This is a genomic window from Amycolatopsis sp. cmx-8-4, from assembly GCF_046548675.1.
Classification (GTDB): Bacteria; Actinomycetota; Actinomycetes; order Mycobacteriales; family Pseudonocardiaceae; genus Amycolatopsis.
On the sequence record NZ_JAEBDZ010000012.1, the window covers coordinates 33,611 to 44,717 of the forward strand.

General features: G+C 70.7%; 11 protein-coding genes. 6 read left to right on the top strand and 5 right to left on the bottom strand.

Annotation, left to right across the window (positions count from 1 at the left end):
- The first annotated feature begins 198 nt into the window (after window positions 1-198).
- Both ACLJQZ_RS25105 and ACLJQZ_RS25110 read left to right on the top strand, forming a co-directional pair.
- Window positions 199-390, top strand: coding sequence for a hypothetical protein (locus tag ACLJQZ_RS25105; protein WP_410622318.1), 192 nt, complete (start codon window positions 199-201; stop codon window positions 388-390).
- 76 nt (window positions 391-466) lie between these two features.
- Window positions 467-1,321, top strand: coding sequence for an SAM-dependent methyltransferase (locus ACLJQZ_RS25110; RefSeq protein ID WP_410622319.1), 855 nt, complete (start codon window positions 467-469; stop codon window positions 1,319-1,321).
- A gap of 58 nt (window positions 1,322-1,379) precedes the next feature.
- On the opposite strand, the gene ACLJQZ_RS25115 is transcribed toward ACLJQZ_RS25110, so the two are convergent.
- Window positions 1,380-3,812 carry an RICIN domain-containing protein gene (locus tag ACLJQZ_RS25115; protein ID WP_410622320.1) on the bottom strand — a complete coding sequence of 811 codons (2,433 nt, stop codon included), beginning with the start codon at window positions 3,810-3,812 and terminating at the stop codon, window positions 1,380-1,382.
- A 323-nt stretch (window positions 3,813-4,135) separates the two neighbouring features.
- Here ACLJQZ_RS25115 and ACLJQZ_RS25120 point away from each other — a divergent pair, with 323 nt between their 5' ends.
- Window positions 4,136-4,318: a hypothetical protein gene (locus ACLJQZ_RS25120; RefSeq protein WP_410622321.1), complete on the top strand. Its 183-nt coding sequence runs from the start codon at window positions 4,136-4,138 to the stop codon at window positions 4,316-4,318.
- A 132-nt stretch (window positions 4,319-4,450) separates the two neighbouring features.
- Here ACLJQZ_RS25120 and ACLJQZ_RS25125 read toward each other — a convergent pair whose 3' ends face one another.
- Genes ACLJQZ_RS25125 through ACLJQZ_RS25135 form a run of 3 tightly spaced genes read right to left on the bottom strand, consistent with a single transcriptional unit; the run spans window position 4,451 to window position 6,613 of the window.
- Window positions 4,451-5,299, bottom strand: a complete 849-nt coding sequence (locus ACLJQZ_RS25125; protein WP_410622322.1) for an ABC transporter permease — start codon at window positions 5,297-5,299, stop codon at window positions 4,451-4,453.
- Window positions 5,296-6,189: an ABC transporter ATP-binding protein gene (locus ACLJQZ_RS25130; RefSeq protein WP_410622323.1), complete on the bottom strand. Its 894-nt coding sequence runs from the start codon at window positions 6,187-6,189 to the stop codon at window positions 5,296-5,298. Before ACLJQZ_RS25130 ends, ACLJQZ_RS25125 begins: the two co-directional genes overlap by 4 nt.
- Before the next feature lie 22 nt (window positions 6,190-6,211).
- Window positions 6,212-6,613, bottom strand: coding sequence for a GntR family transcriptional regulator (locus ACLJQZ_RS25135; RefSeq protein WP_410622324.1), 402 nt, complete (start codon window positions 6,611-6,613; stop codon window positions 6,212-6,214).
- A 119-nt stretch (window positions 6,614-6,732) separates the two neighbouring features.
- Here ACLJQZ_RS25135 and ACLJQZ_RS25140 point away from each other — a divergent pair, with 119 nt between their 5' ends.
- The 3 genes from ACLJQZ_RS25140 (at window position 6,733) to ACLJQZ_RS25150 (ending at window position 10,254) form a co-directional block, all read left to right on the top strand.
- The gene (locus tag ACLJQZ_RS25140; protein WP_410622325.1) at window positions 6,733-7,506 is read left to right on the top strand and encodes a cyclase family protein; all 774 of its coding nucleotides are present in this window, start codon (window positions 6,733-6,735) and stop codon (window positions 7,504-7,506) included.
- Complete coding sequence (locus ACLJQZ_RS25145; protein ID WP_410622326.1) at window positions 7,503-9,143, top strand: thiamine pyrophosphate-binding protein; 1,641 nt, start codon at window positions 7,503-7,505, stop codon at window positions 9,141-9,143. Before ACLJQZ_RS25140 ends, ACLJQZ_RS25145 begins: the two co-directional genes overlap by 4 nt.
- Before the next feature lie 109 nt (window positions 9,144-9,252).
- On the top strand, window positions 9,253-10,254 hold the full coding sequence (locus tag ACLJQZ_RS25150; RefSeq protein WP_410622327.1) for a hypothetical protein: 1,002 nt from the start codon (window positions 9,253-9,255) through the stop codon (window positions 10,252-10,254).
- A 238-nt stretch (window positions 10,255-10,492) separates the two neighbouring features.
- On the opposite strand, the gene ACLJQZ_RS25155 is transcribed toward ACLJQZ_RS25150, so the two are convergent.
- A complete protein-coding gene (locus ACLJQZ_RS25155; protein WP_410622328.1) occupies window positions 10,493-10,939 on the bottom strand; it encodes an Lrp/AsnC family transcriptional regulator in 447 nt (148 codons plus the stop codon).
- Between the last annotated feature and the right edge of the window lie 168 nt (window positions 10,940-11,107).

Sequence of the window (11,107 nt, forward strand, 5' to 3'; positions counted from 1 at the left end):
CACGGCTCCACAAGATTTCTACCACCTGGTCAAAATTCACACCAGGGCTTTCCCGGTGACTCGAACGGACAGATTCGCGGTTTTCCCGGACGTCTTCGTGCGTGCCCCGGCTCACCGGCCGCGGGGGTTTTGGGGTGCTCCGGATGGGGCAGTAACGCAGCGCGGGAAGGGGCCGGACCGACGCGGGAGGTGCCGTCAGTGGACAGGACAGGGGACGAAGTGGACACGGGGGCGCTCGGCCACCCGGGGTCCCGTCGCGACCTGACGGAACTGTCCGAGGCCGCGCGCGATCTCGACCGGCGGATCGAGCAGCACCTGGCGCGGTTGCGCCGGGACCGCGCCGGATGCCGGGACGACATTCCGGACCAGCGGCTTCGCCCGAGCGGCTGACCTCGCGTTTACCGCGGAGACGCGACCTACTACGCTGGGTGGCCCACGCCGCCCGCCGATGTCCTGCGAGGTCGCCATGTCCGACGCCCCGTCCGTGAGCTCTCCCAGCCAGAAGCCGGTGGGGGTGGATCCCGAGCGGCCGAGCATCGCGCGGATCTACGACGGGTTCCTCGGCGGCCACAACTTCTACGAAGTCGACCGCGTGGTGATGGAGAAGATCCGGCAGGCGGTCCCGGAAGCGGTGGACATCGCCCGCGGCAACCGCGGTTTCCACAACCGCGCGCTGCGGATGCTGGCGAGCCAGACCAAGATCCGGCAGTTCGTGGACTGCGGGTCCGGGCTGCCGACCGCGGAGAACACGCACCAGATCGTCCAGCGCATCGACAAGGACACGAACGTCGTCTACATCGACAACGACCCGGTGGTCCTGGCGCACGGCCGCGCGCTGCTCGCCGAGAACGACTTCACGCACATGGTCGAGGCGGACATCTTCAAGCCGGAAGCGGTGCTGGGCAACGACGAGGTGCTGCGCCACATCGACTTCACCGAGCCAGTCGCGCTGCTGCACGTCGGCACGATGCACCACTTCGAGGGCGACGGCGCCGCCGACGTCATAGGCGAGTACATCGACGCGCTCGCGCCGGGCTCGTACGTGGTGCTGTCGCACTTCTTCGACCCCGAGGTGCCGGAGCTGACCGCGATCGCCAAGCGCATCGAGGACATCCTGACCCAGGGCCCCCTCGGCGCCGGCCGGTTCCGCACCCGCACCGAGATCGAGGCGATGCTGCCGGGCCTGGAGTTCCTGCAGCCCAACGCGACGTCGCAGCCGGGACTGGCGGTGTGCGACGAGTGGTGGCCCGACGGCCCCCGGCTCACCCCGCTCAGCGGCTCCGCGAAGTGCGTGGCCGGGATCGTCGGCATCAAACGCTAGCCACGGTCGTGAGCGGTAATGCGGGTTCTAACCCGCATTACCACTCACGACAGGCTCTCTAACGCAGCTGCCAGAGGTGGTCCGCTGTCCCGTTGTCGGCGAACTGGACGACCTGGGCGCTGTCCGCCGTCGACATCAGGTCGACGCCGAGGACCTTGCCGGAGTTGCGGTTCTTCAGCCGCCACCAGCCGTCGCCGTTGTCGACCAGCTGCCAGAGGTGGTCCGCGGTGCCGTTGTCGGCGAACTGGACCACCTTCGCACTGTCCACAGTGGACATCTGGTCGACGCCCAGCACCTTGCCCGAGTGGTGGTTGCGGATCCGGTACCAGCCGTCGCCGTTCGCGACCAGGTGCCAGAGGTGGTCGTCGGTGCCGTTGTCGGCGAACTGCACCACCCGCGCGCTGTCCGCTGTGGACATCTGATCGACGCCCAAGACCTTGCCCGAGTTGCGGTTCACGATCCGGATGGCCGCTCCCCCGCCGCCAGGCAGCCACGGATGACCGTCCGGCGCCGCCGTCGGGAACGACGTGACGCGCAGCCGCGCCGCGCCCATCGGGATCAGCGTGATCGTCTCGACCGGCGCGTCACTCTTCGCCGGTGACGCCTGCAACGGCGTGACGACGTGCTGGTCGTCCGCGGTCCACTCGGCGATCTTCCGCGCCGACGCGGTGATCTTCACCGGGACGGCGTCCGGGGTGAACGGATTGGCGGGCAACGTTCCCCCGGCCGCCGAGAAGGTCAGCGCCGCGTCGGCGGCCAGGCCGTAGTTCCACGGCGTCGTCGCGTGCACCGCGTACTGCGGGAACTGCGCGGACCCGCCGAGCGACTGGTAGCTCTCGCCGATCTTCAGCGAGTACGTCAGCGGGCCGTGGTCGACCGACCGAGAGTCGTGGTTCGCGCTCCAGGTCCGCACGGTCGTGCGCTGCGGCAGCGTCAGCGTGACGACGTCGCCGTCCGCCCAGGTGCGGGAGACCTTCGCGAACGACGGCCCGGCGGTCACCGCGACCGACGCGCCCGCGACCGTGAGCCGCGGCGTCGCGCACCACGCGGGAATCCGGAAGTACAGCGGGAAAGCCAGGTTCCGAGGCGTCCGCACGGTGAAGGTGACCTGCTCGGAGAACGGGTACGTGGTGTCCTCGGTGATGGTCACCGCCGTACCGTCGGCGACCTTCGCCGTGACGCTGCTCGCGGAGTACATCGCGGCCGCGAGCCCGTTGTCCGGGGTGGCCAGCCAGAGTTCCTCGGTGAAGTACGGCCAGCCCATGCCGTAGTTGTGCGGGCAGCAGCGGTACTGGTCGACCCCGGGCAGGTAGGCCTGCATCGCGAAGCCGTTCTGGAACTGGCCTTCACTCTTGGGGACGTTGTCGAGGTCGACGCCGTTCGCGCTGGTGATGTAGTGCACCGCGCGCCCGGCCGGGTCGAGCGCGGCAGGCAGGGAGTTGAACGCGAGGTCCTCGCAGCGGTCGGCCCACACCGGGTCGCCGGTCAGCCGGGTGAGCAGCTGGTGGCTGGCCATGAACTCGACGATCCCGCAGGTCTCGAAGCCCTGCCGCGGGTCGCCGAAGCCGGGACGCGCGTTCTCGTCGCCCGCGAACCCGCCGCCGGCGAACTGGCCGTACGCGGCCATGACCGTGGTGTAGTCCTGGTAGGTGGCTTGAGTGAGCGACGCCGAACCGGTGCGCAGCGCGTACTGCGCGGGCTCGCGGAAACCCTGGGCGACGTTGACGTTGTGCAGGCTCGGCAGATTGCCGACCCAGTTGGCGCCGTAGGTGTGGATCTTGTCGGCGAGGTCGAGCAGGAACGTGTCGCCGGTGCGGTTGAACAGCCAGAACACGCTGTCGAGCCCGTCACCCCAGCGGACGGACACCCAGCTGGAGTTGAATGCACCCGGCCCCTGCGCGTTCATGTACCGCAGGAAACGGGTCAGGAACGGGACGACACGCGCGTCTCCGGTGTACTCCTGCCACGAGCGCAGGGCCTGCATCAGCGGCAGGTACGGCCAGAAGTCGGGGCCGTTGTTGAGCGCGGTGCGCAACGCCGTCGGACCGAAGAAGCCGTCGGACTGCTGGGTGGCGAGGATCGCGTCGATCCACTTGCCGGCGGTGGCTTTCGCGGTGACATCGCCGGTGACCGCGGCGAGGTCGACGTAGCCGCGCAGCCAGTACGGCACCTCCTCCCAGCCGGTGCGCTCCGGGTGGACCCAGCCGCTGGTGGCGAAGTCGAGGAAGTGCGACGTCTCGGCGTAGTGCCCGCACAGGCCGTCGAGCTGCAGGCGCAGCTGCCCGGCGAGCCAGCCGCGCGCGGTGACCGCGCCGGGCGGGAGCTTGAGAAACGCGGTGGGCTTGAGCGGAGCCGCGTTCGGCGTGTACAACCCGCCGGCCGCGGGAGCGACGGTGCGGCCCCCGGGAACGGCGGCCCCGGCGTCCCGCGTACTCGCGAACAGACTGGCGGCGACGGCTCCGGCGACGAACTGCCTGCGGCTCAGCGACACGGGTATCAGCCTCCGCGGTTGTTACAACGTTGTAAAAACAGTCTTACCCGCTGGATACAACGTTGTAAATCCGCCGTTCGTCGGAGGCGCCGGCATACGGCACGGATTCGGTCGTGTACCCGCGGTCAGATCCGGGTTAAGATCCGACCGGAGGGTCCGGAGCGCACCGGGTCGCAACGACTGTGTGCGTGGCTCGGTGCAAGCCGGGCGGGTATCACGGTGGCCGATGGCGACCGGGCAGACCCGGACTGCCCTCCGCAGCACCGAACACCCCAGCTGAACCGACTTCGACGAGCACCGCCGGTACCGGGACGGGCGGCGTGATGAGCGAGGTCAAGGTGAGTGTCAGCTCGTGGGTGGCGGCGCCCTTCTACGTCGTGCTCTGCCTCGCGGCGTGTTTCGTCGCGGCGCTGCCGGTGTGCGTGTACATCGCGAAGAAACGCGGCCCGGAAGGGCTGCGCGCCTTCGCCGAGGTGGTCCGCGCGTTCTGGGGCCGGAAATCGTGAGCCGGGCGCGGGTCAGGCGAGCACGCGGACCCGGCGGATCGCGAAGAACACCAGCGCCGCCGTCAGCACCGCGAAGATGCCCGTTTCGATGCCCTGGAACGTCCAGAACCGGTCCCCCGGTTGGTATTCCATCTAGTTGTAGGCACCCGGGCCGGCGCCGCCCGTGCCGCAGCCTTCGGCGCCGCACGGGCCGATCTGCGAGTTGGGCAGCACCATGTCGCCCGCCGCGTTGCGCACGCCCTGGTCCATCACCCAGTCGCCCGCTGCGATGTTCGGGGTCTGCCCGCTGTCCGGGGCGAACGTGAGGGTCTGCGCAGGCAGGTACCGCGGGCGGGCGAAGACCTCGATCGCGACGCGGACCACCGCGTAACCGACGAGCGAGATGCCCATGGCGGGCAGCACTTTCGTCCAGTACGTCCCGGCGAAGATCCCGAGCGCGAGGGCGAACAGCGTGTATACGACCGGGACGACGCCCTGGACGTCGAAAGCGAAGTAGCCCAGCCGGCCGGTCGCGCTCACCAGCGGCTCGAACCACCACGACACGCCCAGCGCGTACCCGACGGCCAGCACCGCCGTGATCGAGCCGACCAGCCCGAACTTGACCAGCGCCCAGTGCAGCCGGCTCACGCCCTGTGTCCACACCAGACGGTGCGTGCCCTGCTCGACCTCACGCGCGATGAGCGGCGCGCCGAAGAACACGCCGACCAGCACCGGCAGGATCACGAACAGGACGGCGACGAACACCATGCCGCCGAACTGCTGCTGGAACTGGTGGGCGAGGCTGTCGCAGTTCGCCACCGACCCCGTCTGCGTGATCATCGACGCCTGGCCCAGCGCGGCCCGGCAGGCGGCCAGGCCCGAATCCTCGTACTTCGCGTGCATCGCCAGGCCGGTGGGGACGATGATCGCGGCGAGCGCCCCGAGGACGGCGAGCGTGAACCACGCCTGCCTGCGGTACTGGCGCCAGGTCAGCCAGATCATGCCGGCACCCCCCAGGCTTCCGTGGCGACGCGGGGTCCGGCCGCGGCGAGGTGGGCGAGCACCAAGTCCTCCAGGGTCACTTCGTGTTCCGTCCACAGTGGATCGATCGAACCGGTACCGCGGCGGACCAGCAGCGTCGACTGGCGGTCCGTGTGGCTCGCGCGGACGACTTCCGCGACCCCGGCGATGGATTCGCTGCCGGCGCGCGGGCCGGTGAGCGTGCGGTGCGCGTCGAGCAGTTCGTCCACCGCGCCGGTCAGCTGGACGCGGGAGGACTGCAAAACGACCAGGTAGTCGCAGCTGCGTTCGAGGTCGGCCAGCAGGTGCGAGGACAGCAGCACCGTGGTCTCGCTCTCGGCCACCGCGCCCATCAGCGTCTGCATGAACTCGCGGCGTGCCAACGGATCGAGGCTCGCGATGGGCTCGTCGAGCAGCAGCAGCCGCGGCCGCTTGGCCAGGGCGAGCGCCAGCGCGACCTGCGCCCGCTGCCCGCCCGAAAGCTTGCCGACGGCTTTGCCCGGCGGGATGCCGAGCGCGGCGAGCCGCTCGCGGGCCAGCGCGGCGTCCCACCGGCGGCGGTTCAGCTTGCCGCCCATGGTGATCAGCTCCGCCGCGGTGAAGTCCCGGTACACCGGGGTGTCCTGCGCGACGAACCCGATGTCGGCGAGCACCACGGGCCCGTCACGCGGGTCGCGGCCGAAGACGCGCACCTCCCCCGCGTCGGGCTTCAGCAGCCCGACGGCCAGGTGCAGCAGCGTGGACTTGCCCGCGCCGTTCGGGCCGACCAGCGCGGCGATCCGCCCGGCGGGCAGCGTCAGCGCGCAGTCCTGCAGCGCCCAGCTGCGCCCGTAGCGCTTGCCCAGCGCCCTGGCCTCCACCGCCAGCTCCATCTTCGGACTCCCCTCGGGGTCACTACAGCTTCCATTGGTCGAACGGCGGCGTGGTGCCGCGCATCGTCGTGTCGATCAGCGCGCTGATGTCGTCACCCGACATCCCCGCCTCTTCCGCGCGCTCCAGCCAGGCCACCAGCTCCTCGCGCAGCCGCGCCTGGTAGCCGAGCGACGGCCCGGCGAGGGTGCCGGTGACGAACGTGCCCACCCCCGGCTTGCCCTCCGCGAGCCCCTCGAGCACCAGCTCGCGGTAGGCCTTGAGCACCGTGTTCGGGTTGATCGCCAGCGCCTGGGCCACTTCACGCACCTTCGGCAGCTGGTCGCCGTCGCGCAGCAGGCCGACGCGCAGCGCCTGTTTCACCTGCAGGACGAGCTGCATGTACGTGGCGACCCGCGAGCGGCCGTCCAGGACGAACTCGATCACGCCACACCCTCCTACTGTCCTACGACATTAAGACAACACCCGGAATCGAGCCCTGTCAAGGACCGGGCTCCCGGCATAGGGTCTCGGACGAGACGTTCACCCGCACCCGGGAGGCAGGCATGTCGTTGTTGGACGGACTGGGCCAGGCGATCACCTCGGGGGCGGTCGGCATCGTCGACCTCACCGCGCCGCTGAGCCCGAGCACGCCGATCCTCCGGCTGCCCGAGCCCTTCGCCAACACCATCCCGTTCCGCCTCGAGGAGATCAGCCGCTACGACGAGCGCGGCCCGCGGTGGTACTGGAACGACATCCACACCGGCGAGCACACCGGCACCCACCTCGACGCGCCGGTGCACTGGGTGTCCGGAAAGGACGGCCACGACGTCTCGCAGGTGCCGCTGAAGACGCTCGTCGCGCCCGCGGTCGTGCTCGACTTCTCGGCACGGGCGGCCGCGGACCCGGACTTCCTCCTTTCGGTGGACGACGTGACCGCGTGGACGGCCGAGCACGGGCCGCTGCCGGCCGGCGGCTGGCTCCTCTACCGCACCGGCTGGGACGCGCGCGGCGGCGACCAGGACGAGTTCCTCAACGCCGACGAGACCGGTTCGCACACCCCCGGCGTCTCCGCGGAGTGCGCGCGGTGGCTCGCCGAGGAAGCCTCGATCACCGGGTTCGGGGTGGAGACCGTCGGCACCGACGCGGGCCAGGCGCCCGGCCTCGAGCCGATGTTCCCGTGCCACGAGCTGCTGCTCGGCGCCGGGAAGCACGGCCTGACGCAGCTGCAGAACCTCGCGTCCCTGCCGCCGACCGGCGTGCTGCTGATCGTCTCGCCGCTGCCGATCGTCGGCGGATCCGGCAGCCCGGCGCGCGTACTGGCCCTGGTGGAGCGGTGAACGTCGCCGAGCTCGTCGGCCGCACCCTCGCCGGCCTCGGCGCCGGCACCGCGTTCGGCGTAGTGGGCAGCGGCAACTTCGAGGTCACCAACGCCTTGCGCGCGGGCGGCGTCCGGTTCGTCGCGGCCCGCCACGAGGGCGGCGCGGCGAGCATGGCCGACGCCTACGCGCGGATCAGCGGGAAGGTCTCGGTGCTGTCGCTGCACCAGGGCTGCGGGCTGACCAACGCCGTCACCGGAATCACCGAGGCGGCCAAGAGCCGGACGCCGATGCTCGTGGTGACCGCCGACTCCGCGGGCTCGTCGGTGCTGTCGAACTTCCGCATCGACCAGGACGGGCTGGCCACCGCGGTCGGCGCGGTGCCCGAGCGGGTGCACTCCGCCGCGAGCGCGGTCGCGGACACCGTCCGGGCCTTCCGGACCGCCCTGCAGGAGCGCCGGACGGTCGTGCTGAACCTGCCGCTCGACGTCCAGGCGCAGCTCGCGCCCGACCCGCCGGACGTGCCGGACCCGCTGCCGCCGATCCCCGGACCGGCCCCGATGCGCCCCGACATCGGCGCGGCGGCCGACCTGGCGGACCTCTTGATCGCCGCCGAACGGCCGGTGTTCGTCGCCGGGCGCGGCGCCCGCGGGAGCCGGGAACCGTTGCGAGAGCTGGCTTCGCGCACCGGAGCACTCCTGGCGACGTCGGCCGTCGCGCACGGGCTCTTCCACGACGACGAGTTCGCGCTGGGCATCTCGGGCGGGTTCGCCTCGCCGGTGGCCGCGGAGCTGATCGCCGGCGCCGACCTCGTCGTCGGGTGGGGCTGCGCGCTGAACACGTGGACCACCCGCGACGGGAAGCTGCTCAGTCCGCACGCGACGCTGGTCCAGGTCGACCTCGAGCAAGGCGCGCTCGGCGCGCACCGGCCGATCGACCTCGGCGTCGTCGGCGACGCCGGCTGCACCGCCGAAGACGTCCTGAGCGAGCTCGGTGACCACAAGGCGGTGGGCTACCGGACCGAAGACGTCGCCGGCCGGATCGCGGCGGCCGGGCGCTGGAACGACGTCGAGCACGACGACCTGTCCCGCGGCGGCCGGATCGACCCGCGGACGCTCAGCGGGCTCCTGGACGACCTGCTGCCCGCCGAGCGGATCGTCTCGATCGACTCGGGCAACTTCATGGGTTACCCGAGCGCGTACCTCTCGGTCCCCGACGAGCTGGGGTTCTGCTTCACCCAGGCGTTCCAGAGCGTCGGCCTGGGGCTGGGGACGGCGATCGGCGCCGCGCTCGCCCGCCCGGACCGGCTGCCGGTGCTGGGCACCGGCGACGGCGGGTTCCACATGGCACTGTCCGAGCTGGACACCGCGGTCCGGCTGCGCCTGCCGCTGGTCGTGATCGTCTACAACGACGCCGCGTACGGCGCGGAGATCCACCACTTCGGCGACGCCGACATGACCACGGTCCGGTTCCCCGACTCCGACATCGCCGCCATCGGCCGCGGCTTCGGCTGCGCCGGCGTCACCGTGCGGTCGGCCGAGGACCTCTTCGCGGTGAAGGACTGGCTCGCCGGACCGCGCGACGCGCCCCTGGTCATCGACGCGAAGATCGCCGACGACGGCGGTTCGTGGTGGCTCGCGGAGGCCTTCCGGCACTGACACGATCGTGGGACGCCCTTGACAACGGCTCGGGCGCGGCTGGATGCTGGCCGAGTTGTCTTACAGACGTAAGACAGTGGGGTAACTTCGTCGCTCCGAGGAGCCGTTCATGCGTATCTTCCTGGCCGTGCTCGCGGCCATGGGCCTGGTGGTCACGCCGGCCACACCGGCCACCGCCGATCAGTCGCGGTCGTCGCCGGACGCCGCGGGCGCGTTGCTGGCCGCGTTCGACGACCACGCGCTCGTCGCCAAGTCCAGCCCGGACGTCGGGAGCTTCCTGCTCGACCTGGTCCGCGATCCACGTTTGCCCGGCAAGGTGAACGACATCGCCGTGGAATGCGGGAACTCGCTGTACCAGCCGATTCTGGACGCCTACATCGCCGGCGCGGACATCCCGATCGCCGACGTCCGGCCGGTGTGGCGCAACACCACCCAGCCCAGCTGCGGGTTCTCGACGTTCTACGAACAACTGTTCCCGCTGGTCCGGCAGGTCAACACGACGCTGCCGGCGAGCCGCCGGATCCGGGTGCTGGCCTGCGATCCACCGGTCGACTGGAGCAGGATCCACCACCCGGCTGACTTCACGCCGTTCGAGGACCGCGACCCGGCGATCGTGTCCGTGCTCAAGACACAGGTGCTGCAGAAACACCGGAAAGCGTTGCTGCTGTTCGGACTCGGGCACCTGACCCACAACACGGGCAGCGCGGTTGGCCGCCTGGAGCAGGAGTACCCGGGCAGCGCGTTCGTCGTCGCGGACCACCGCGGCTTCCTGAAGGACAACGCGCGGCTCGAACCGCGGCTGGGCTCGTGGCCATCACTGATCACGCTGAAGAGCTCGTGGCTGGGACAGCTGGACGCGTCGTACTTCCCGCTGGACCGCGACTTCCCACCGGGCACGAAGGGCTTTCCCGGCGTGGACGCCTACCTGTACGAAGGCCCGGCCGGCACGCTGCTGCGCGAACCGATCTCGGCCCGGACGGTGCTGGACACGGACTTCCTGACCGAGATGCGCCGCCGGGCGACCGCGTTGGAGGCACCGCCGGACTCGCTCGAATGGCCGGAATTCTTCCTGCAACGGGAGCGCGACTCGGGCGTACTGCTGGGCGATTAGGTGTTCTGTCCGGGTGCGGGTACTTCGGGGACCAGCACCGAGCCGTGGCGATCGAACGGCAGGCCGGTCCGGCGCCGCCGGTCGGCGAGAGCTGCTTGGACGGCCGTCGAGCGAACAGGTCTCGCGACCCGGAGGGCGCGGACCAGGCGGCTCGCCCACCGTCTACCGCGGCGAACCCGGCGGGTACGGGATGGCACAGGTCGCCTCGGCGAGATCCGGCCGCTGGGAGAGCGTGCCGCTAGTGCCCACGCGACCAGGACTCCAGGGCGATCAGCGTCTTGGTGCCGGTGATCTGGTGGTGGCGGCGGATCTCGTCGATCGTCTTCTGGAGGTGGGCCATGTCACGGACGCGCAGCCACACGAGAGCGTCCGGGTCGCCCGCGATCGTGAACACCGCCTGGGCCTCCGGCATCCGCGTGGTCGTGCGGAGGATCTCGGCGACCTTCGTGTTGCCGACGAACCGCAGCTCGGTGAACGCCTCGATGCCCCAGCCCAGCTTCGCGTGGTCGACCTGGACGGTGAAGCCCGTGATCACGCCCGTCTCGCGGAGGCGGTCGATCCGCCGCTTGACCGCCGCCGTCGACAAAGTGACCCGGCCGGCCATGTCCGACAGCGTGCGCCGGGCGTCCTCGCGCAGCAGGCCGAGGATCTCGTGGTCGGTGGCGTCGAGTAGCTCTTCGGTCATGCGGGCGAGCGTAACTCCGCGCAAAAAACCGGGCCAATCGTCGATCATGACCGCCGAAGTTTGCGTGAGAGGCGGTGATCCCGCGTCGGCTGTTGCGTCCGGGGCCGATACCGTGTGCCGTGGCCCGCATCGCACTGTGCGCCCGAGCACAGCCGCGCGAGGGCGAAG